This is a genomic window from Brevibacterium sp. HMSC22B09, assembly GCF_001806795.1.
GTDB lineage: Bacteria > Actinomycetota > Actinomycetes > Actinomycetales > Brevibacteriaceae > Brevibacterium > Brevibacterium ravenspurgense.
On sequence record NZ_KV786021.1, the window covers coordinates 91,783 to 113,996 of the forward strand.

Sequence of the window (22,214 nt, forward strand, 5' to 3'; positions counted from 1 at the left end):
GGGCACCGGATGACTGATGTCGTGGTCATCGGCGGCGGGCAGGCCGGCCTCGCCGCTGGATATTTTCTTCGCAGAGCAGGTCTCGAATTCGTAATTCTCGACGACCACGCCGGCCCCGGCGGAGCCTGGCAGCACGGGTGGCAGTCGTTGCGTCTGTTTTCACCCGCCGAATACAGTCCACTGCCAGGCTGGCCGATGCCTGCGCAGAAGGGCGAGTCATTTCCCACCGCCGATCATGTCGTTGACTACCTGACCCGGTACGAACACCGTTACGATCTACCCGTTCAACGCCCGGTCCACGTCAGCAATGTCTACCAGGGCCGGGGGCAGCTGTTCGTCGATACCGATACCGGCACCCTGGAGACCACGGCGGTCATCAGCGCCACCGGAACATGGCAACGCCCCTATGTCCCTCACTATCCGGGCTGTGAGGATTTCACGGGACGACAGCTGCACACCGTTGATTACGATTCGCCCGAGGACTACACCGACCAACGGGTCGTCATCGTCGGCGGTGGGAACTCCGCCGCCCAGATCGTCTCGGAAGTCTCGACCGTGGCACAGACACTGTGGGTGACGCAGCGCCGACCACGGTTCATGCCTGATGACGTCGATGGACGAGTGCTCTTCGATGTTGCCACCGCCCGCGAGGCGGCCCAGCGGGCCGGGCGCGACCACGATGGCGTGTCGGGGCTTGGCGATATCGTCATGGTCCCGCCCGTTCGGGCTGCACGCGATCGTGGCAGCTTGAGCGCCTCGCCGATGTTCGAGCGATTGACCTCGGCTGGGGTTTCGTGGGCCGACGGCAGTGAGTACAGCTGTGATGCCATCATCTGGTGCACCGGCTTCAAACCACACCTCAAGCATCTCGAGGGTCTCGAATTGACCTGGGAGAACGGGCATCCAGTCACCACGGGAACTCGAAGCATCGATGTTCCTGGTCTGCACCTGTTGGGGTATGGCGATTGGACGGGGTTTTCCTCCGCGACCATCATCGGTGCCGCCCGCACAGCGAAGTCTGCGGTCGCGGACGTGAGCGAATACGTGCGAAGCACTCAAGCACAGTAGCTGCCGCGATGCCAATACCAATCGAGTACTGCTTCGGCTGGCGCTACAGTGGATGGGACAGCCCTGGAACCTGACATCAGGATCGAGTTATCAGCCCACCGGCACCAAAGAGCAGTACTGCCATCACAATTGCCATAGCAGGATATCCGCCCAGCAGACCGGCTCAAGCGGGTCCGGCCACAGCGACGAGCGACTCCTGGAAGAACTCGTCGATGCGCATGAGCCCATCATCCCTTGGGCAGCCCCATGCAGCCGGCGGCCCGTTGAATATTGCGCCCCTCAGTGCACACACGCCCCCTTAGAGACAGGCATGAAGAAGGTCCCTGATCGACGTTTCCGCTGACCAGGAGCCCTTTCTCGTGCCCGCGACAGGATTCGAACCTACGACCTTCTGCTCCGGAGGCAGACGCTCTATCCACTGAGCTACGCGGGCGAAAAGCTCTCCAACTGTATCACGCGTCAGAAAGCCGAAAGGATCAGTGACCCTTGATCATTTTGCGAGCCGGCACATACTCCCAGTGCCACGGCTCATACTTGCTGGACTTGGCCCATTCGGGATTCTCCCAGCCATATTCGCCGGCGTGAGCGACAAGCCAGTCGTACTGCTGGCCGCTGGCAGTTTCGGCGCCACCGCCGAAGTCGATGGCGATGCCCCAGCCGTGCATCGAGGTGCCGGGCTTGGCAGCAAGTCCGGGCTTGGAAGCGGCAACTGCCTGCTGCGATCCGATGGGACGGTAGCTGTCGGTGATCTCGAGATCTTTGCCGGTGTCCGCCTTGTAGGCGGCGTTCATCTGAGCAAAGGCGACTGCTGCGTCAGCGCGGAGCTTGTGACCGCCCTTGCCGATCTTGCACATCCAATCGTCAGGGAGCTCTCCGTTCTTGGCTTCGCCCGTGGGGGCCTTGCCGGAGCATCCGGGCAGCGCAGTGCGCTCGATAGTGCGCGAGGCCGCGTGTGCCTTGCCGCCCTCAGAGCTCAGAACACCGCCGGACAGGCTGCTGTCCTGACCTGAGGTCGAATCGCCGCCCTGACCGCCGGCACCGTCAACGGCTTCTGCGCGCAGACCGTCCGGTGCATCGCCGAACGCTTCAGCCTTCGCGTAGGCAGACGACCCAAGGCTGGAGCTCATGACAGCGAAGCCACCGCCGATCACGCCGAGCGCTGCGACTGCAGCGACAGACGAACCGGCAAGGCGGCGGCGCATACGGTAGGCGCGGAGACGAGAACCGTCGGATCCGCGAACAGTCGCGGCGGCAACAGGAGTGGTGACGGCCGGCGCAAGGGCTGTTTCGGAAGTATGCGCTTCAGCAACTGGAGGTGCGGCCTCGGGGTGGCGCATAAAGCTGAACTTGGCGCGACGTGCAGAGCGCTTCTCTGCGCGGCGAATGTCGCGTCGGCGCATAGGCTGGCCGTTCGATCCTGCGTCCACGATCCTCCCTCAGAAAAACATTCACGGATGCACCGTCATCGACGGCACTCGATGTTACAGCAGTGTAACGAACAATAACGATCTTCACAATTCTGTTACGCAACGAGTGTGATGATCACAGGCAGATCACCGCCGAGACGCACTTCACATCCTCATCGGCTGGCCGACTCGCGCTGCATTGCGTCGCGAACCTCACCCACGAGCTCCTCGAGCACATCCTCAAGGAACAGCACGCCTACCGGCTTGCCCTTTGCACTCATGACGCAGCCGACATGATTGCCCGCTTCCTGCATGCGCTGCAGAGCATCTTCAATCTCTTCTTCAGCTGAAATCGTGACAAGCGAACGGAAGCGCTTCGAGGGCACGGGCTTTTCATAGTCGACTTCGTCCTCAACATACAGGATGTCCTTGACGTGAATGTAGCCATCGGGCGTGCCATCAGCACCGAGCACAATGAACCGCGAAAAGCCCTTCTGCCCCACCAGGCTGGAAATCCGCTCCGGAGTCACATCTGCTGCGACAGTGACGACCTTCTGAATGGGAACCATGACATCGGAGGCCTTTTTGTCCGAGAACTCCAAAGCTCCCTTGAGCAGCCCGCCTTCGTCGGCTAACAGACCTTCGCGTTTGGATTCGGCGACGATCGCCTGGACTTCTTCGACTGTGTAGGCGGCATTGACATCATCACGCGGAGTGATCCCACACAGCTTCAGCAGCGCATTGGCGAAAGCGTTGAGCGGATGGATGACAAAGCCGAAGATCTTCGCCAACACCACCAGCGGCGGTGCCAGAAGCAACACCGCATGCTTTGCTTCCGCCAAGGCAATGTTCTTCGGAATCATTTCGCCGACGACCACGTGCAAGAACGTCACAATCGAAAGCGCAATCGCGAAGCCGATCGTACTCGCGGCGGCAGGAGGAATCTTCATCCACTCGAGCGGACCCGCCAACAGGTGATGAATAGCCGGCTCAGCAACGTTGCCGAGCATGAGGGAGCAGACCGTAATGCCCAGCTGACAGATCGCCAGCATAAGAGACACGTGCTCCATCGCGTACAGCGCGGTCTTAGCCGAGCGACGCCCCTGATCAGCCAAGGGCTCGATCTGCGATCGACGCGCCGACACAACGCTGAATTCAGCAGCCACAAAGAAGGCATTGCCCAAAATGAGAACGACAAGCCACAGAAGTCCCAACCAGTCGTTCACAGCGCCGTCCTCGAATAGTCGGGGATCATGCGCAGACGCTCAATCCGGTGCCCCATCATCCGCTCGACCACAAGGTCAGCGCCGTCAATGCTGATGCGCGCACCGACCTTGGGAATTTCACCCAAGCGATAGAGAACGAGTCCGGCCATGGTCTCGTAGTCAGAGTCCGAGGGAATCTCCATACCGGTGGCCTCCACTACCTCGTCCGGACGCATCATGCCCGGCACGATCCACGAGCCGTCACGAGCGGGCCGCACCATAACGCGCAGTCGGTCGTGCTCATCCGCGACTTCGCCGACAAGCTCCTCGACCACGTCTTCCAGCGTCACAAGACCAGCAGTGCCCCCGTATTCGTCAATGACGACGGCAACCTGGTTCCCTTCCTGCCTCAGAAGCAGGAGGAGAGGCTCCAGTTCCAAAGTGTCAGGCACCTCGCGCAGCTCCGACATAAGACCACCGGCGTAGGCGTCCTCACGCTTGCTGAAGGGAACGGCGATCGCGTGCTTGACATGCACAATGCCGACGATGTCATCGCGCGAGTCCCCCGCCACCGGGAAACGCGAAAAGCCAGTCGAGCGGGCCTGCGCGATGATGTCGGCAGCAGTGGAGTCCTTATTGACAGACACCATGCGCGTGCGCGGAGTCATGATGTCCTCCGCGGTGAGTTCAGAAAAGCTCAGAGTGCGGGCCACGAGGTCGGCGGTCTGCTCATCAATTGCACCTTCATCAGCAGAGTGCCGAACAAGCGCGGTCAGTTCGTCAGCCGACCGACCCGCCGAAGACTCTTCCTGCGGCTCAATTCCCATAGAGAGCAGCGCCTTATTCGCCGACCCGTTGAGGAACGCAATAACCGGCTTGAATACAACCGAAAAGAAATACTGAAACGGAACAGCGATCTTCGCTGCCGTCATCGGAGAGGAAATGGCCATGTTCTTAGGCACAAGCTCACCGATCACCATCGACAAGAACGTCGAAATGATGAGTGCAATGACAAGCGACAGAGACTGCGAGGCGGCAGCTGGAAGGTCAAACGCACCGAAAAGGCGTCGGAGAATCACGCCGACCGACGGCTCCATCAAGTAGCCCGTCAAAAGGGTCGTGAGCGTAATGCCGACCTGCGCGGCAGACAGCTGGGTCGACAGATGCTTCAGGCCAAGATCGAGGTACTTGGCGCCCCGCTGCCCTTCGGCAAGCGCTTTGTCGACATCGTGCCGATCGAGCGTCAGGAGAGAGAATTCGCCGGCCACAAAATAGCCCGTGCCGACGATCATGAGGAGGGCCAAGCCCAGATACAGCCACTCCACTACAGAACAACCCCGAACAAATCCGAGGCGCATACAAGCCCGACGGTCAACGCCGGGCCGAAACTGGCATATTTCATGAGGCCATCGTAGCGAACCGCAAGCAGGAAATGACACGGCAACCGCACAAGGAACCAGGCCTGCAAAGGGCAAGGTGACAGATGACACAGCCGAAATTGAAACCATGCGGGATACGGCCGGTTCAATTGGCTAGACTGGTCCGCGACGTCGTTGTACCCACCGAAGCTTAGGAAGAAGGCGATCAGTGCCGTGTCTGAATCGAACCCGACCATCACGGCCGAAGACTTTGGCTCGAACGAATGGCTGGTTGAGGAGCTCTACGAGCAGTACCTGAAAGACAAGAACTCAGTAGACAAGGCCTGGTGGCCGGTCTTCGAAAAGTACGAAGCTCAGAGCAGCGATTCGGCCCCTGCCGCACAGAAGGCGGCCCCGCAGAAGAAGGCCCCCGCCGCATCTTCGCAGAGCACACAGAAGAAGAGCTCGACGTCGTCCAAGGGCGTAACCCCTTCGTCGACGGAAGCGGAAACCCCGAAGGCCGAATCCAAGACCGCCGCCTCCAAGAATTCCGCAGCCGGCAACGCGCAGAAGTCCGCCTCGGCACCCCAGGACGCCGAAGACAAGGTCACGAAACTGCGCGGACCGGCCAAGGCCGTTGCCGTCAACATGGACGACTCCATCAACGTCCCCACCGCAACGTCCTACCGCCAGCTTCCCGCCAAGGCGATGATCGACAACCGCATCGTCATCAACTCGCACCTCAAGCGCACCCGCGGCGGCAAGGTCTCCTTCACCCACATCATCGGCTTCGCCGTGATCAGGGCACTCAAGGCCATGCCCACCCAGAACGTCTACTACGACGAACAGGACGGCAAGCCCGCAATGGTGCAGCCGGCCCACGTGAACTTCGGTCTTGCGATCGACGTTCCCCGGCCCGACGGCACCCGCATGCTCCTGGTGCCCAACGTCAAGGCCGCCGACACGCTGACCTTCCGCGAATTCATGGCAGCCTACGACGACCTCGTCGAACGCGGCCGCAACGGCAAGCTCGGCGCTGAGGACTTCGCCGGCACCACCGTGTCGCTGACCAACCCCGGCGGCATCGGCACCATGATGTCCGTCCCCCGCCTCATGCGCGGCCAGGGCGCCATCGTCGGCGTCGGCGCCATGAACTACCCGGCAGAATTCCAGGGCGCAAGCCAGGAGACCATCAACCGCCTGGCCGTCTCCAAGGTCGTCACCCTGTCCTCGACCTACGACCACCGCGTCATCCAGGGTGCGGGCTCGGGTGAGTTCCTCAAGCTCGTCCACGAGTACCTGCTGGGCGGCGACGGCTTCTACGACGAAATCTTCGAGTCCCTCCAGCTGCCCTACGAACCGGTCCGCTGGATGCCCGACCTCGATGCATCCGACACCGACGACGTCAACAAGACCGCCCGCGTCATCGAGCTCATCGACTCGTACCGCACGCGCGGCCACCTCATGGCGAACATCGACCCCCTGGTCTACCGCCAGCGCACGCACCCGGACCTCGACATCAACAACCACGACCTCACCCTGTGGGACCTCGAGCGCTCCTTCGCAACCGGCGGTTTCGGCGGCAAGCCCGTCATGCCCCTGCGCGACATCCTCGGCCTGCTGCGCGACGCCTACTGCCGCACGACCGGCTACGAATACATGCACATCGCCGACCCGGAGCAGCGCCGCTGGTTCCAGTCGAAGATCGAAATCCCCCACGAAGAGCTCACCCGCGAAGAACAGGGCCACATCCTGGGCCGTCTCAACGCGGCAGAGGCTTTCGAGACCTTCCTGCAGACCAAGTACATCGGCCAGAAGCGCTTTTCGCTCGAAGGCGGCGAATCGACCATCGTCCTGCTGGACGAAATCGCCAACGAAGCAGCTGACGCAGGTCTGGAAGAAGTCGCCATCGGCATGGCTCACCGCGGTCGCCTCAACGTGCTGACGAACATCGCGGGCAAGTCCTACGCACAGATCTTCCGCGAATTCGACGGCGTGCAGTCGCCCGAATCCTTCCAGGGCTCCGGCGACGTCAAGTACCACCTGGGCATGGACGGCTCCTTCACCTCGCCCGCCGGCAACACCACCAAGGTGTCGGTTGCTGCAAACCCCAGCCACCTCGAAACCGTCAACCCCGTCCTCGGCGGCATTGTGCGCGCCAAGCAGGACGAACTCGACCACGGCGAAGAGGGCTTCGGCGTTCTGCCGATCCTCGTCCACGGTGATGCTGCTGTCGCAGGTCAGGGTGTGGCCTTCGAAACTGTTCAGCAGTCCGAACTGCGCGGCTACCGCACCGGCGGCACGATCCACGTGGTCATCAACAACCAGGTCGGCTTCACCACTTCGCCGGCATCGGCTCGCTCGTCGTTCTACTCAACCGACGTCGCCAAGTCGATTTCGGCCCCGGTCATCCACGTCAACGGCGATGACCCCGAAGCCGTCTTCCGCGCTGCCCGCCTGGCATTCGAATTCCGCCAGACGTTCCACCGCGACATCTTCATCGACCTCGTGTGCTACCGCCGCCGCGGCCACAACGAGGGCGACGACCCGTCGATGACCCAGCCGGTCATGTACTCGCTGATCGACAAGAAGGCTTCGGTGCGCAAGCTCTACACCGAATCGCTTGTCGGCCGTAAGTTCATCAGCGACGAACAGGTCTCCGAAGTCGTCAAGGACTACCAGAACAAGCTCGAAGCTGCCTTCAAAGAAACGAAGGAAGCCGAGAAGTCCGCAGGCGCCGACGCCGGCTTCCCGCAGAAGATCGACATCGAACCGAGCGACTTCGGCACCGAAGTCGAAACCGCAGTTTCGAAAGACATCGTCGAAAAGATCGGTGACGCACACGTTGACGTTCCCGAAGACTTCGAAGTCCACAAGAAGCTGCGCAGCCTGCTCAAGAAGCGTCAGGAAATGTCCCGCTCCGGCGGCATCGACTGGGGCTTCGCGGAACTGCTGGCCTTCGGTTCGGTCCTCATGGAGGGCATCCCGGTCCGCCTTGCCGGTCAGGACTCCCGCCGCGGTACATTCACTCAGCGCCACGCGGTCCTGATCGACCACGACAACGGCAACGAGTGGACGCCGCTTGCCAACCTCACCGACGAGCAGGCTCACTTCTGGGTCTACAACTCCCTGCTGAGCGAGTACGCGGCCATGGGCTTCGAATACGGCTATGCCGTAGAGAACAAGAAGGCCCTCGTGCTGTGGGAAGCCCAGTTCGGTGACTTCGCGCAGGGTGCACAGTCGATCATCGACGAATACATCGCGTCCTCGGAACAGAAGTGGGAACAGCTTTCCGGTGTTGTCCTCCTGCTGCCCCACGGCTACGAAGGCCAGGGCCCAGACCACTCCTCGGCCCGCATCGAGCGCTTCCTCCAGCTGTGCGCAGAGAACAACATGACGGTTGCCTACCCGTCTAACGGCGCTTCGCACTTCCACCTGCTGCGCCGTCACGCACACACCGAGAACAAACGCCCGCTGGTGATCTTCACACCTAAGTCCATGCTGCGCCTCAAGGCAGCTGCCACGGACGTCGAGCAGTTCACCTCGGGCCGCTTCGAGCCGATCATCCCGGACACGACCGTCGACGCTTCCAAGGTCAACCGCGTGGTGCTTGTCGCCGGCAAGTTCTACTGGGACCTGGTTGCCGAACGCAGCAAGCGCAACGACGAAACCACGGCGATTGTCCGCATGGAGCAGCTGTACCCGCTCGACACCGACGCGGTGAAGGACGTGCTCAGCGCCTACCCGGCGGATGCCGAAATCGTGTGGGCTCAGGAAGAACCGGAGAACCAGGGTGCTTACCCGTTCATGGCCCTGCACCTGGACCCCGTGCTCGACGGTCGCACCCTGCGCCCCGTCAGCCGCGCATCCTCGGCGGCCCCGGCTACCGGTCTGAAGAAGGTTCACGACTACGAACAGGCCGAAGTCATCAAGCGGGTTTTCGATAAGTGACCCCGAAGAGGCGCACATCGATCGTCGTGGCCGGTGACCACCTGGTTGCCGGCCACGGCGACGGTCGTGCACTGGGCTGGGTTGGCCGGGTGGCTGTCCGCACTCACCCAGCGCTCGAAAACGCCAGGTTCTACACTCTGGCTGCTCCGAGCGAAGACTCCGCACAGTTTGCCGACCGCTGCATCGCAGAGGCCGAGCTCCGCTACGGCGATGACGACGACAAGCGACTGGTGCTTGCGCCAGGCTGCGGAGACATCGCCGCGGGAATTTCTACGGCACGATCCCGTCTGAACCTGGCCAATATTCTCGACCAGGCCCTCAGCCGCGGATACTCCGCATTCGTTGTCGGGCCGACCCCCGGACGCAGTCAGCGCGAAAACCGTCAGATCGAAGAGCTCAACCGCGGTTTTTCGGAAGTCGCACTGCGCCGTAGCATCCCGTACGTCGACTGCTTCACTCCCCTGGCAGACCACGCTGTCTGGCAGCGAGAACTTGCCACATCGAGCGAAGGTCTGCCCGGTCAGGAAGGCTACGGGCTGTTGTCATGGCTGGTGCTCAACCGCGGCTGGTTTGAGTGGCTGGGCGTAGACGACGTCACCGCCTGACACGAGGTGCAGCTCACATTATTTGGCGTGAGCGCAACAGTGTGAAAGAATACCGTAGTTGACCAGGAGGAGATCATTATGAGCAAGCGCGGACGTAAGCGCAAGGACCGCAGGAACAAGCCCGCTAACCACGGCAAGCGCCCCAACGCAGGTCGCTGATCCTCGGTCTCATATAGACGCAAAGGGCGTGATGGTGTTAATCACCATCACGCCCTTCTTGTTTGTCTGCTGACTTCAGCCAGCCGTGCAGTCTGTCATTCGGTACTGCCTGTCATTCGACGGTGACGACGGCTCAGCCCTGACAGCTCAGCCCTGCCAGTGGATCTGGGTGCGCTCGACCGTGATCCTGGCGCGGATGCGATCAGCGAGCCCTTCCGGTGCGACGTCGCAGTTGCACGAGCGGCGCACGAGCTCCTTGAGCATCGACTCGATCTGGTATTCGTCAGAGCATTCTTCGCAGTCGCGCAGATGCGCTTCGATCGCCTGACAGGCTTCGGGTCCGAGCTCACCGTCGAGGTAGCCGTAGATGCGCTCCAGGCTTTCCATGCGACACGAACTCCAGCGATTTGTCTCTGTCATTTCTTCGCCTCCGTCTTCGCTGTGCCGATGCCCCGCTCCGCCGCGTAGTCAGCGAGCTTGTCTCGCAGCTGACGGCGTCCACGGTGCAGACGGGACATCACCGTGCCGATTGGTGTGTCCATGATTTCGGCGATTTCCTTGTACGGGAGACCTTCGACGTCCGCGTAGTACACCACCATCCGGAAGTCATCCTTCAGGCTGGCCAGTGCCTCTTTGACGTCGGAGTCGGGCATTTGGTCGAGAGCTTCGAGCTCGGCTGAACGCCCCTGGTCCGAGGTGTGGCTGGCTGCCCGGTGCAGCTGCCAGTCCTGAATGTCGTCATCACTGGATTCCAGCGGCTGGCGCTGTTTCTTCCGATAGTTGTTGATGAACGTGTTCGTCAGAATCCGGTAGAGCCACGCTTTGAGGTTGGTTCCGGGCTTGTACTGGTGGAAGGCCGCGTATGCCTTCAAATACGCCTCTTGGACGAGGTCTTCAGCGTCTGCGGGGTTGCGGGTCATGCGCATGGCGGCCGCGTACAGCTGGTTGACGTACTGCAGGGCGTCGGCTTCGAAGCGCGCTGAGCGCTCTTCGTCCGTTTCGCGTTCAAGATCAATCGGTTCACTCATCACGGTCAATGCTACGTCGCCGTGATGTGGGGCCTCTGGGAAGTCAGCTGTCCGGGTGCCTGACGCACCGGTCGCCGCGGCCTCGGCCGATGTCTGTCGCTCTTTGCACAGAACCATGCGGTCTCCTCTCGATCTGTTCACTGAACACAACGGCTTGTCATGGGCAACTATTCCGAGGTGGCGCCGCGGAGCGACCGACTCTGCCGATTGCGCTCGTGGGCGATATGCTGGGAGTGCTCTCGAAAGAAAGGACGCAGCTTTGTCTCTTGTACGGCTTATTGCCCGCCCCATGCTTGCCTCGTCGTTCATCGCCAACGGCGTCAGCCGGGCACGCCGCCCCCAGTCCGCTTCTATCGCCCCTCTGACCCGCCTCCTGGATGAAAAGTTTGATGTCCAGGTCAGCCCCGACCTCGTTGCCCGCGGTGCCGGTGTTGCGCAGATCGCCGCCGGCAGCCTGCTTGCAATCGGCAAGATGCCGCGCCTGTCGGCCGGCCTGCTGGTGAGCACCTACCTCATCGATGTTGTTGCAGAACAGCTGGACGGTGAGGCAGAGAAGAAGAACTCGCTGGTCACCAAGACTTCGCTGCTGGGCGGTGCTCTGCTGGCAGCTGTCGACACGGCCGGCCGTCCCAGCCTGGCATGGCGTGCCCGCCACGCTGCCGAGAGCGCGTGGGACAGCATCGAAAAGCAGTCCGCTAAGGCAATGGACGCCATTACGCCGAACTCCTGATGACTGACGTTTTCACCACGTGGCCCGCACCCGCTGTTTCTCAGCCGGTGCGGGCTCGTGTTTCTGTTCCCGGTTCGAAATCGCTGACCAACCGTCTGCTTGTGCTGGCGGCGCTGGCCGAGGCGCCATCAACTCTTCGGGCACCGCTCATCTCTCGTGATACTCAGCTGATGCTCGATGCAGTTATTGCTCTTGGCGGTGCTGTTGAGCACGACGGTGACGCTGTGCGCATCACGCCTATTGAAGGCGTTCCAGATGCCCCCGCCGAGGTCGAGTGCGGTCTGGCCGGCACTGTTATGCGCTTTGTGCCATTCGCAAGTGCCGCAGCCGGGGTTTCAGCACGCTTTGACGGCGATGCGCAGGCCCGCGTTCGCCCTATGGGCACTGTTCTGTCTGCACTCCGAGAGCTCGGGGTGGATGTCAGCTCTGAAAGCGAATCCCTGCCGTTCACCATGACGGTTGACGCAGTCCCCCGCGGTGGGTCCATCGACATCGATGCCAGTCAGTCCAGCCAGTTCGTGTCTGGACTTCTGCTGGCGGCACCGCGCTTTGCCGAGGGCCTCACGGTGCGCCACACGGGCGCTTCCCTGCCCTCTGTCCCGCACATCGACATGACGGTCGAAACGCTGCGCGCTGCCGGTGTCACGGTCGATACCCCTGAACCGAATGTCTGGCGTGTGCACCCAGGCCCGATCGCACCGCTGGACATCACGGTTGAACCTGATCTGTCGAACGCTGCCACCTTCCTCGCGGCCGCACTCGTCACCGGGGGCGAAGTCGCCGTCCCGAACTGGCCTGACCACACAACGCAGGCAGGTGATGAATTCCGGTTCATCGCAGAAGCCTTCGGCGGTGAATGCGAACTCATCGACGGCGAACTCACGGTCCGCGGACCCAAGCAGCTGCAGCCGGTAGACCTCGACCTGTCATCCGTCGGCGAACTGACCCCCGTGACCGCCGCAGTGGCAGCGGCAGCCGGTGGCACCTCGCGAATCACCGGGATCGGCCACCTGCGCGGGCACGAAACCGACAGGCTCAGCGCATTGGCAGAAGAACTGTCAGCCTTCGGCGTCACGGTCGATGAAGGCGAGGACTCCCTCACCATCACCGGCCCACCGGCTCCCGATGCCGATTCCATCGCCGACCGCGGCTGGAACACATACGCGGACCACCGCATGGTCATGGCCGGAGCGATACTGGGCCTGGTCACACCGGGGCTTGTCATCAACGACCCCGACACCGTCAGCAAAACACTGCCCGCATTCACCCGAATGTGGGACGAGGCTTTCGGCTGATGGCAGGCCGCTACGCGAACTTCACAGAAGAGGATTACCGCCCCCGCCCCAACAGAAAAGGCAAGAGGCGGAGGACAAAAGAGCTGCCCAGCTATGACGACGCGATCGGCGGGATGATCACATCGGTCGACCGGGGCCGCTACCGCACCCGACTCGACACGGGTGTCAGCGTCACGGGTGTCCGCGCCTCACACCTGAGGCGCATTCCCCTGGTCCCCGGTGACCGAGTGAGGTTGGTGGGCGACACCTCGGGAACCGAGGGAACCTTGGCCCGCATAGTCGTGCTGGATGACCGCAAGACGATTCTGCGGCGCAGCGCCGACGACAGCGACAACACCGAACGTGTGATCGTCGCCAACGCCGATCAGATGGTCATCGTCACCGCCGCTGCCGACCCCGCACCCTCAGAGGGGCTGATCGACAGGGCGATTGCCGCTGCATTCAATGCCGAGATCGAACCGATCCTCGCTGTCACCAAGCTTGACCTCGCACCGATCGACGCTCTGCGTCAGCGCTTCGCAGACACTGGAGTGCCGATCGTCGCGTGCGGATTTGATGACTCCGGGCAGCCGAAGACCGAGGAGCTCGCGGAACGTCTGCACGACAGGATCAGTGTGCTGCTTGGACATTCCGGGGTGGGCAAATCAACGCTCATGAACGCGCTTGTCCCCGAAGCTGACCGGGCCACCGGCCACGTCAACCAGGTCACCGGGCGCGGCCGGCACACCAGCTCATCTGCACTGGCGCTGCCGCTGCCTGATGGCGGATGGATCATCGACACCCCGGGTGTGCGCTCCTTCGGCCTCGCGCACATTGACGTGGACACCGTCATCGCGGCGTTTGCCGACCTCGCACCCGCCACCGCACACTGCCCGCGCGGCTGCGAACACCAGGCAGACTCCCCCGGGTGTGCTCTCGACACGTGGGTCGCCGACGGCCGCGCAGGCCAGGGCGGGGCCGCTCGGCTGGACTCGCTGCGCCGCCTTCTGGACAGCCTCAGCACTGACTGAGCTGTTCGACTAGCCTGGTGGGCATGGACGACCTCGAACTTGCCCACTATTTGGCTGACAAAGCCGACGCTCTGTCGCTTCCTGCATTCCGCGCGCAGGACTTCAGCGTTTCGCAGAAGCCGGACATGACCCCCGTAACGGACATTGACCGCGCAGTTGAACACGCCCTGCGCGAAATCATCGTCGACAACCGTCCCGATGATTCGCTGTACGGGGAAGAATTCGGTGCTTCCGGTGAAAGCGCCCGCCGCTGGATCATCGATCCCATCGACGGGACGAAGAACTTTGTCCGCGGTGTTCCGGTCTACGCCACCCTCATCGGACTGTACGAGGGTGCCACTCCCCTTTTGGGCATGGTGAGCGCACCGGCACTCGGCCGCCGCTGGTGGGGAACCCCGGACGGCGGCGCCTTCTTGAGGTTTGACGGTGACGATCGACAGATCTCCGTTTCTGAAGTCAGCGAACTGGCCGATGCATCACTGGCTTTCTCATCTCTGTCCGGTTGGCGTGATCTTGGCCGCCGCGACGCTTTTATTTCATTGACAGACCAGGTGTGGCGCCTGCGCGGCTATGGTGACTTCTGGTCATACATGCTCGTAGCGGAAGGTGCTGTCGACATCGCGGCAGAACCTGAGCTCGAACTGTATGACATGGCCGCCCTTGTACCCATCGTGCAGGCAGCCGGCGGCGTCTTCACCGACGTTGACGGCCGCCCGGGACCGTTTGGACCCAATGCGGTCGCATCGAACGGACACCTGCACCAAGCCGCCCTGGAGAAACTCGCATGACATTAGAGCTCAGCCCTCTGCCAGAAGAGGTCAACCGGGCCGCCGGACTGCTGGACGCTGACGGCAAGCCCACCGAAACGATCTTCGGGGTTATGACGAAGTTCGCCGCTGAGCAGGGAGCGGTCAACCTCGGCCAGGGTGCCCCCGGCATTCCTGCTCCCACACCGCTGCTCGACGCTGTCGATCGCGCTATGAAGGACGGCGAGAACCAGTACCCGCCGGGACAGGGTCGTCCCGATCTCATCGAGGCCGTGTGCACTCAGCGGGAACGCGAATACGGGCACAAGGTTGAGCCCGAGCAGGTGCTCATCACAGTGGGCGCGACCCAGGGGCTGACGAGCGCCATCATGGCGCTGCTGCCGCGCGGCGGGAAGCTTGTGACCTTTGAGCCGTTCTTCGATTCCTACCCTGCGGCTGTCGCAATGGCCGGGGGCGAGTTCGCCACAGTACCGCTCCTGCCCGCTGAGGACAGCTGGCAGCCGGATTGGGCGGCCTTCGAACGTGAAGTCGAGGGCGCATCAATGATTCTGGTCAATTCGCCCCACAACCCCACCGGGACCGTGTTCTCCGTCGAGGCTCTCGACCGGATCTATGAAGCAGCCGAGCGCGTGAACGCATGGATCCTCACTGACGAGGTCTACGAACACCTGGTATTCGACAACACCGACTACCAGCCGATTGCCGCCCGCTACCCGGATTCTGAGCGCATCGTCTCGGTTTCTTCCGCCGGCAAGGCGTTCAACATCACCGGGTGGAAAATCGGCTGGCTCATTGCTTCTCCCCGTGTGCGCGCCGCATGTCAGGCAATCCAGCAGTACATGACGTTCTCCGTGGGCAATCCGCTCCAAGCGGCACTCGCACAGGCGATCGGCGAAGGATGGTCGTTCCCCAAGGAGAACCGCGATGTCCTGCAGCACAACCGCGAAATCATCGTGGGCGCGCTGGAAGACGTGCAGGGCATGCAGATCCATGTACCCCAGGCCGGGTACTTCCTGCTGGCCGATTTCTCGCAGCTGACAGACAAGGACGCGACGGCGGTCAATGACGTGCTCACCCGAAAAGTCGGCGTGACGGGAATTCCGGCTACAGCACTGTGCCGCGAGGGTTCAGAAACCGCGAAGCGCTTCCGCAGCTTCATTCGCTTCAGCTTCTGCAAATCGACTGAGGAAGTCGAAGACGCTGCCCAGCGCATTCGCAACAACCTCGATGTTTTCCAGAGCCTCTGAGGGTTAAGGCGGAGCCTGTGCCTGGGGGTGGATGACCCGCCTCACCCCAGATGTACGCCTGAGCTGCGTACGCCCCGCCTCACCCCAGATTCACACGTAAATGCAGATTTGCGCTTTAATGCAGCGCATTAACGCGTGAATCTGCATTAAAGCGTGAGAACGGCCCGCAGCGGCGCTGAGCAACCACGACGAGGGCCCCGGCATGAAAGTGCCGGGGCCTGCCCGTTCACCCCTGCCGAGGTGCCGCTCTCCCCTGCCTTCCACCTCGGGAGTTTTCGGGTGGCGGGGACCAGTGCAAGCCAGCGTGAGTCTGCGTTGACTCCCCTTCACCCCAGGCTCACGCGCAAATGCAGATTTGCGCTTTAATGCGGCACATTAACGCGTGAATCTGCATTAAAGCGTGAGAACAGCCCAGCGCCGCAGTCGGCGCGCAACGGCACAGCATAAAAAATCCCGGGACATCTTTGCGATGTCCCGGGATTTCTACGTGGTGGCGGGGGAGGGATTCGAACCCTCGACCTCCGGGTTATGAGCCCGGCGAGCTACCGAACTGCTCCACCCCGCGGTGCGTGTACCACTATACGGAACCTTGCGGTGAACACCAAATTAAGTGGGTGTGATGTGTATCGCACCGCGATTCAGCAGGTGTCCCGGCAACGATTCCACTCAGCAACCACAGTGCTCAACAAACGGTCACCGCTCCCGCCAAACCCGCTGGGCAAAACAGCTGGCCAAGCCTGCTTGACGCAGCGTTCGCCCCGGCCGTGTCAAGCGGCCGGGGCGAACGCTGCGGGCATCAGTCCTGGTCGCCATCCTGGTCTGCACCGGTGTCGCCACCCTGGCCTGCACCGGCGTCAGCACCGTCGGCCTTCATGGCCTTCTCCAGTGCCTTGCGCAGACGATCCTGAGCCTTGCCGTACTCGTCCCAGTTGCCTTCCTTCATGGCCTTGTCAGAGTCCTTCATTGCCTGATCGGCTTCCTTCAAAGCCTCATCAAGTCCTGCTCCCCCGGCGGCCTTGCCCTTGTCGCCGTCCTTTGAGCCGTCAGCTGTGACCGAGCCCTTTTCGTCGTCAGAGGCCTGGCCGGACTGTCCGTGGTCACCCGCGGACACACCGGAGTCACCGCCGAACACCTGGTCAAGTGCTTCGTCAAGGGTCGGAGCGAAGCCGATCTGCTCACCGAATGCCACAAGCACTCGCTGCAGAACCGGGTACGAAGTCTCACCCTGCGAACGGACGTAGACCGGCTGAACGTACAGCAGTCCCCCGCCGATCGGCAGCGTAAGAAGGTTGCCGTTCTCCACCTTCGATTCACCCTGACGCAGCAGGTTGAGGTTCTGCTGGATGGCGGGTTCGGTGTTGAAGTTGTTCTGGGCCTGGCCGGGGCCGGGAACCGTCGTGTTGCGCGGCAGCTGGAGCAGACGCAGGCGACCGTATTCGTCGGCAACCTTGCCCTTTTCATTGCCCGCGTCGCCGCTGGCTGCGAAATAGCCGGTGAGGTTGTTGCGGGTCTGTCCCTCAATGGGGCGCGGAATGAAGCTCGAGGTCAGCGAGAACGTGGGCTTTTCCTGACCTGGCATCTGCAGCGTCATGTAGTAGGGAGGCTGCATGAGCTGCTTGTCACGTGCGACCGTCGGGTCAAGCGGCGTCGTCCAGAAGTCCTGTTTCGTGTAGAACGAGTTCGCATCCGGAACGTGGTACTGCGTCAGCAGCTGGCGCTGCACCTTGAAAAGGTCCTCCGGGTAGCGCACGTGGCTCATCAGATCGCCGCTGATTTCCGAGATCGGCTTGAGCGCGTTCGGGAAGATCTTCGACCATGACTGCAGGACCGGGTCTTCTTCATCCCACGCGTACATGTCAATCGAACCGTCATAGGCATCGACGGCGACCTTCACCGAGTTGCGGATGTAGTTGACCTTCTGCGGCGGAAGCGCAGCCACAGCACCCTGGCGCTGGGTGTTGGAGTCTTCCGTGACGGCCTGCAGGACCTGCGGCGTCGAATACGGGTAGTTCGAGCTTGTGGTGTAGGCGTCGACAATCCACTTAATGCGGCCGTCCACAACCGTGGGGTACGGATCGCCGTCCACTTCGAGGAAGGGAGCGACCTTCTTGACCCTCTCCCGCGGCTTGCGGTTGAACAGAATCTGCGATTCCGGGTTGACCGCATCCGACAGGACGATCTGCTCGTCCTGGAACTTCACGGCGAAGGCCAAGCGATTGAACAGCTTGCCGACATTCGGTCCGCCATCCCCCTGGAATGTGGTGTAGACCTGAGCACCGCCGTCTTTGTCGTCGTCCGTCGGGTAGTCGATCTCGCGCTTCTCGCCGTCCTCCGGGCCGCCGACAATCGAGTAGGTGGGCGACTGTTCGCCGAAGTAGACACGCGGTTCGTATTCGCCGAGTTCACCCGTCGGCGGGATGTTGTGTTCGAGGAACGCCGGGCGGCCATCCGCACCCTGCTTGTTGCCGTAGGCTGCGACAACACCGAAACCGTGCGTGTAGACAACCGACTGGTTAAGCCACGAAGCCGTCGCCTGCGATTCCGGGTTGAGTTCACGAACCGAGATCACGGTGTCCTGTTGTTTGCCGTCGATCTCGTAGCGGTCAACGTCGAGCTGTTCGGGGAACGAATAGAAGGAACGCTGCTGCTGCAGCTGACGGAACGTGTCCGACACCAGGTTCGGGTCCAGAAGTCGAATAGAAGCCGCGGTGTCAGCGTCAGCCCTCAGGGCACCTCGTTCGCCTTCAGTGGAAGGCTTGTACTGTTGCACTTCGACATCGGCAATGCCGTAGGCATCGCGAGTCGCGTCGATGTTCCGCTGCAGGTAGTCCTTTTCCAGACTCTGTTCACTCGGCTGGACCATGAACTGCTGCACGGCTGCCGGCAGACCGATGATGGAAACCGCACCGAGAACCAGCAGCATGACAACCGAGACCACTGAGAGCTTCCACATGTCGCGAAAAGCGTTCGCGGCCAACAGAACTGCCACGACCACGGCGGCAATCGCGATGATGAGCAGAGCCGGGATCGTGATGTTCACGGCCGTGTAGCTGGCACCGGCCATAAGACCGGATTCGTCCATCAGCCTCGTGTAGCGCTGCAGGAAAATACGCCCTGCCTGCAGCAGAACCAGAATTGCTGCCGTCACGGCCAGCTGCACGCGTGCGGCTTTTGTCAGCTGAATGCCCTTTTCTTCGCCCGGACGGATACCGCCGAACAGGTAGTGGGCCACGGCTGCTGCCACGAGGGACAACAGTGCTGCCATTGCGAGGAAGTCACCGATGACCCTGAGCATCGGCAGAGAGAAGACGTAGAAAGAAATGTCGAGCCCGAATTCCGGGTCGGCTTTGCCGAACGAGGTGGGGTTGAGGAACAGAAGCACCTCTTTCCACGCGCCACTGAGCGACACACCGCCGATGCCGCCGATCACCAGCGGCATGACAATCGTCATGAGTCGACGCAGCGGTTCAATCGCCTCGCGGTAGCGGTCGAGGTTTTCCTGCTGCGGGGTCTGCGGCACATAGACCGGTCGTTTCCGGTAGGCCAGTGACAGCGGCAGGAAGACCGCGAACCCCATAACAATCAGGCCGGCGGCGAACAGTGCAATCCGAGTGATCCACTCCGTGGTGAACACCGCGAGGTAGTCAACCTGGGAGAACCACAGGACGTCCGTGTAGATCTGCGCAAACACCACGTAGAGCGCCAGCAGTGCGATGACCGCGGCAATCGTCAAAACGAGGGGCGATGGCCCCTTGCGCTTCGCTGTTTCCTGACTGTTGGACACGGGGTTCCTTTCGAAGGCTCTCACCTGTCGGCGCTGCACGAAGGCAGGTCGGATGTTCGGTCTTCTGCAATGTCCTCCAGCGCGGTTTTCGCTGCGTGGAGATTGTCGATTCTCACAACTGTGATGTCGCGCCCCTTGGCGGCGTCGAGCGCTTCAGCGCAGTTGTCACGCGGGGACAGGAAGTATTCGCTGCCGGCATCGTCTGCGGCGACGACCTTCTGTCGCGCTCCCCCAATGGGCTGCACGGTGCCGTCGGCTGTGATCGCTCCGGTTCCGGCGACGTTCTTGTCACCTGCCAGAGGCCCTTCGGTCAGCTTGTCGATGATCGTCAGCGCAAACACCGTGCCGGCTGATGGGCCGCCGATGTTGTCGAGGTTGAACTTCACGTCGACGGGGAAGTCGAAGTCCTGGTTCAGCAGAACTCCCATCCGGTGTTTGCCGTCGATCATGGTCGGCTGGACCGTTTCGGTCCGCTCCTTTCCCCCGCTTTCGAGGCGGAGCTCCACCGGGCTGTCTTTCTCGACTTCCGCGTGGATTGTCTGCAGGGCGTCCGGGCCTTCGACTTCTTTGCCGTTGATGGCCAGCACGGTGTCGCCCTGGGCGACTTTGCCGCGTGCCGGTCCGTCGGCGGGGTCTTCTGCCACTCGCATGCGAACCGTGTAGTCCAAGCCGAGTTCGCTGAGCGCCGCGGCCGTGGCGATGTCCTGGGAGCTTGTCATCTGCGCCGTGTTGGTCTGGCTGACCTGTTCGCCGGTTGTGTCCAGCGGGTACATGGATTCGGTCGGCACGACGGTTTCCGCCCCCTTGAGAACCCCCATGAATGCGCGCAGTGCGCTCATGTGGCGGTCGGGACCTCCCACCACGCCGACGGTGAGCATGTTGAGCTGCCCGTCAGTGGGATAGGTTTTCGCTCCCGTGATTTCAACGACGTCTTTGTCGGTGTCTTTGACTTTCCCCAGCGTGTTGAACACCGGGCCGGGGGTTTCGACCATGTACGGGACGGGCAGAACAACTGTGACCAGCACGAGAACGAACGCGAGAAAGCTCGAAACGGCGAATGCGGAGATCCGCCTGCGAGGCTGGTCAGAGTGCCTGGCCACAGTGTCCTTTCGGTTGGTCGGCTTGAAGCATTCTAGTCGGTGCCGTGACGACACCACCATTCGGCGTTACGTCGAGAGCGAAATGTGCAGTCGACGGCGCTGAGTGGAAATCTTTTGGCCCTTCGCTTCGTTACCCTGAAAAGAACGATCAACCCGTGGGGGCCAACATGAGTGATGACAAAGACCGTCCAGATGACGACCCGAGGAACAACATGTTCGGCATGTTCTTCGGCGGCGGGCAGGGGCCGTTCAACATGGATCCAAGCCAGCTGGGATCGATGATGAGCAGCTTCCAGTCGATGATGTCCCCTCCCGACCCAGAAGAAGCCGCCCTGCGGACAGCCGAAAGCGCTGTCCCCCAGCCGGACCCGACCGTGACCAACGAGACCAGCCAAGCCACGGCAGATGCGTTCCGCCTTGCCGAACTGTGGCTCTCAAAGGTGACAGACGCCTCGTCAGGGGCTGCCGGCGTTCAGGCACTCAGCCGCCGAGGCTGGGTCAAGGAGACGATCGGCGGTTGGCTGTCGCTTGCCTCCCCCATCCAGGAACGGACCGCTTCCGGACTCACCGAGAGCATCACGGAGCAGATTCCCGAGGAGATGCGCGGCTTCCTCAGCAGCGCACAGCCGATGCTTGCCTCCATGACAACGTCGATGTTCGCCTCCCAGCTGGGACAGGCCGCCGCTGCACTGTCCGGCTCTGTGCTCACCGGCACGGAGTACGGTCTGCCGCTGGCATCAAGCCAGCGTCCCTCCATGGTGAGCGCAAACATCACGGGCTTCGCCGCTGAAATCGATGTCGACGTGACCGAGCTGCGCATCTACCTGGCCGCTCTGGAACTGGCACACTACGCGCTGTTTGCTCGCGCTCCGTGGCTGCGCAAGCACATTGAAGAGGCCGTGCGCGCATACGCTGCGACGGTCGAAGTCAACGGGGGCGCCCTCGGTGGCATCACACCGGACATGGATCCGCAGAAAATGCAGGAAGCGGCCGAACAGATGCAGAAAGACCTGTTCAAACCCGCCGATACGGCAGAACGCCGCGCCGCAGAACAGAACCTCCAGCGGCTGCTGTCAACGGTTGCAGGCTGGACCGATGTTGTTGCCTACGCCGCTGTCGAACCGCTTGAAAAGCGCGACCAGATTCGCGAAGCGCTGCGCGAACGCTACAGCACCCAGTCGGAAGCCGAAGCTGAATTCGCTTCGCTCATCGGGCTGAACATCCACCCGACCCGCATGAACGATGCGGTGCAGCTGTTCACGTTCCTCGAACAGACAGAAGGCGCTGAAGCCCGCGATGCCGTGTTCAGCCAGGTGGAGTCCCTGCCGTCGGCCGTCGACCTCGACGACCCTCTGGGCTACCTGGAGCGCCGCAGCCCCGAAGCGGCCGACGCCGATATCGAAAACATGGACGAAGCTCTCCAGCGACTGCTGGATGAGGAATCCGGCAAGGACGACTGACGCCGGCTGAAGCAGGCAGCTTCACCGAAGCTCAAAAGCGC

Annotated in this window: 17 protein-coding genes and 2 tRNA genes; 10 read left to right on the plus strand and 9 right to left on the minus strand. The window is 62.0% G+C overall.

Features of this window, described 5'->3' with window-relative positions:
• The first annotated feature begins 9 nt into the window (after window positions 1–9).
• Window positions 10–1,068 carry an ArsO family NAD(P)H-dependent flavin-containing monooxygenase gene (locus HMPREF3087_RS06615; protein WP_070428528.1) on the plus strand — a complete coding sequence of 353 codons (1,059 nt, stop codon included), beginning with the start codon at window positions 10–12 and terminating at the stop codon, window positions 1,066–1,068.
• A gap of 360 nt (window positions 1,069–1,428) precedes the next feature.
• Here HMPREF3087_RS06615 and HMPREF3087_RS06620 read toward each other — a convergent pair.
• From HMPREF3087_RS06620 to HMPREF3087_RS06635, 4 genes are all read right to left on the minus strand, one after another.
• Window positions 1,429–1,501, minus strand: a tRNA-Arg gene (locus HMPREF3087_RS06620).
• 43 nt (window positions 1,502–1,544) lie between these two features.
• A complete protein-coding gene (locus tag HMPREF3087_RS06625) occupies window positions 1,545–2,495 on the minus strand; it encodes a M15 family metallopeptidase (protein ID WP_070428529.1) in 951 nt (316 codons plus the stop codon).
• Between the two features lie 152 nt (window positions 2,496–2,647).
• Complete coding sequence (locus tag HMPREF3087_RS06630; RefSeq protein WP_070428530.1) at window positions 2,648–3,700, minus strand: hemolysin family protein; 1,053 nt, start codon at window positions 3,698–3,700, stop codon at window positions 2,648–2,650.
• A complete protein-coding gene (locus tag HMPREF3087_RS06635) occupies window positions 3,697–5,004 on the minus strand; it encodes a hemolysin family protein (protein ID WP_070428531.1) in 1,308 nt (435 codons plus the stop codon). The genes HMPREF3087_RS06630 and HMPREF3087_RS06635 overlap by 4 nt, the downstream gene beginning before the upstream one ends.
• 267 nt (window positions 5,005–5,271) lie before the next feature.
• On the opposite strand from HMPREF3087_RS06635, the gene HMPREF3087_RS06640 reads away from it, so the two are divergent.
• The 3 genes from HMPREF3087_RS06640 (at window position 5,272) to HMPREF3087_RS10820 (ending at window position 9,752) form a co-directional block, all read left to right on the plus strand.
• Window positions 5,272–8,988 carry a multifunctional oxoglutarate decarboxylase/oxoglutarate dehydrogenase thiamine pyrophosphate-binding subunit/dihydrolipoyllysine-residue succinyltransferase subunit gene (locus tag HMPREF3087_RS06640; protein WP_070428532.1) on the plus strand — a complete coding sequence of 1,239 codons (3,717 nt, stop codon included), beginning with the start codon at window positions 5,272–5,274 and terminating at the stop codon, window positions 8,986–8,988.
• Window positions 8,985–9,593 carry a GDSL-type esterase/lipase family protein gene (locus HMPREF3087_RS06645; RefSeq protein ID WP_070428533.1) on the plus strand — a complete coding sequence of 203 codons (609 nt, stop codon included), beginning with the start codon at window positions 8,985–8,987 and terminating at the stop codon, window positions 9,591–9,593. The genes HMPREF3087_RS06640 and HMPREF3087_RS06645 overlap by 4 nt, the downstream gene beginning before the upstream one ends.
• Window positions 9,594–9,671: 78 nt before the next feature.
• Window positions 9,672–9,752: a 50S ribosomal protein bL37 gene (locus HMPREF3087_RS10820; RefSeq protein ID WP_370919328.1), complete on the plus strand. Its 81-nt coding sequence runs from the start codon at window positions 9,672–9,674 to the stop codon at window positions 9,750–9,752.
• A 147-nt stretch (window positions 9,753–9,899) separates the two neighbouring features.
• Here the strand turns inward: HMPREF3087_RS10820 and rsrA are convergent, their stop codons facing one another.
• Both rsrA and HMPREF3087_RS06655 read right to left on the minus strand, forming a co-directional pair.
• Window positions 9,900–10,172, minus strand: a complete 273-nt coding sequence (gene rsrA, locus HMPREF3087_RS06650) for a mycothiol system anti-sigma-R factor (RefSeq protein ID WP_062021772.1) — start codon at window positions 10,170–10,172, stop codon at window positions 9,900–9,902.
• Window positions 10,169–10,897, minus strand: coding sequence for a sigma-70 family RNA polymerase sigma factor (locus tag HMPREF3087_RS06655; protein ID WP_141738893.1), 729 nt, complete (start codon window positions 10,895–10,897; stop codon window positions 10,169–10,171). Before HMPREF3087_RS06655 ends, rsrA begins: the two co-directional genes overlap by 4 nt.
• Window positions 10,898–11,039: 142 nt before the next feature.
• On the opposite strand from HMPREF3087_RS06655, the gene HMPREF3087_RS06660 reads away from it, so the two are divergent.
• The 5 genes from HMPREF3087_RS06660 to HMPREF3087_RS06680 are packed head-to-tail and all read left to right on the plus strand — an operon-like array spanning window position 11,040 to window position 15,829.
• The gene (locus HMPREF3087_RS06660) at window positions 11,040–11,510 is read left to right on the plus strand and encodes a DoxX family protein (protein ID WP_082784735.1); all 471 of its coding nucleotides are present in this window, start codon (window positions 11,040–11,042) and stop codon (window positions 11,508–11,510) included.
• A complete protein-coding gene (aroA, locus tag HMPREF3087_RS06665; protein WP_070428534.1) occupies window positions 11,510–12,805 on the plus strand; it encodes a 3-phosphoshikimate 1-carboxyvinyltransferase in 1,296 nt (431 codons plus the stop codon). Before HMPREF3087_RS06660 ends, aroA begins: the two co-directional genes overlap by 1 nt.
• Entirely contained in the window at window positions 12,805–13,815 is a 1,011-nt protein-coding gene (rsgA, locus tag HMPREF3087_RS06670) for a ribosome small subunit-dependent GTPase A (RefSeq protein WP_070428535.1), read from the plus strand. Before aroA ends, rsgA begins: the two co-directional genes overlap by 1 nt.
• A gap of 23 nt (window positions 13,816–13,838) precedes the next feature.
• Window positions 13,839–14,603, plus strand: coding sequence for a histidinol-phosphatase (hisN, locus tag HMPREF3087_RS06675; RefSeq protein ID WP_070428611.1), 765 nt, complete (start codon window positions 13,839–13,841; stop codon window positions 14,601–14,603).
• Window positions 14,600–15,829 carry an aminotransferase class I/II-fold pyridoxal phosphate-dependent enzyme gene (locus HMPREF3087_RS06680; protein WP_070428536.1) on the plus strand — a complete coding sequence of 410 codons (1,230 nt, stop codon included), beginning with the start codon at window positions 14,600–14,602 and terminating at the stop codon, window positions 15,827–15,829. The genes hisN and HMPREF3087_RS06680 overlap by 4 nt, the downstream gene beginning before the upstream one ends.
• 488 nt (window positions 15,830–16,317) lie before the next feature.
• Here the strand turns inward: HMPREF3087_RS06680 and HMPREF3087_RS06685 are convergent.
• The 3 genes from HMPREF3087_RS06685 to HMPREF3087_RS06695 all read right to left on the minus strand — a co-directional run bounded on the left by HMPREF3087_RS06685 (window position 16,318) and on the right by HMPREF3087_RS06695 (window position 20,713).
• Window positions 16,318–16,394, minus strand: a tRNA-Met gene (locus HMPREF3087_RS06685).
• A 231-nt stretch (window positions 16,395–16,625) separates the two neighbouring features.
• Window positions 16,626–19,613 (minus strand): UPF0182 family membrane protein, encoded by a 2,988-nt coding sequence (locus HMPREF3087_RS06690; RefSeq protein WP_070428612.1) that lies wholly within the window; start codon window positions 19,611–19,613, stop codon window positions 16,626–16,628.
• Window positions 19,614–19,633: 20 nt separating this feature from the next.
• The gene (locus HMPREF3087_RS06695; protein ID WP_070428537.1) at window positions 19,634–20,713 is read right to left on the minus strand and encodes a YlbL family protein; all 1,080 of its coding nucleotides are present in this window, start codon (window positions 20,711–20,713) and stop codon (window positions 19,634–19,636) included.
• A 167-nt stretch (window positions 20,714–20,880) separates the two neighbouring features.
• Here HMPREF3087_RS06695 and HMPREF3087_RS06700 point away from each other — a divergent pair, with 167 nt between their 5' ends.
• Complete coding sequence (locus tag HMPREF3087_RS06700; RefSeq protein ID WP_070428538.1) at window positions 20,881–22,173, plus strand: zinc-dependent metalloprotease; 1,293 nt, start codon at window positions 20,881–20,883, stop codon at window positions 22,171–22,173.
• Window positions 22,174–22,214 lie beyond the last annotated feature (41 nt).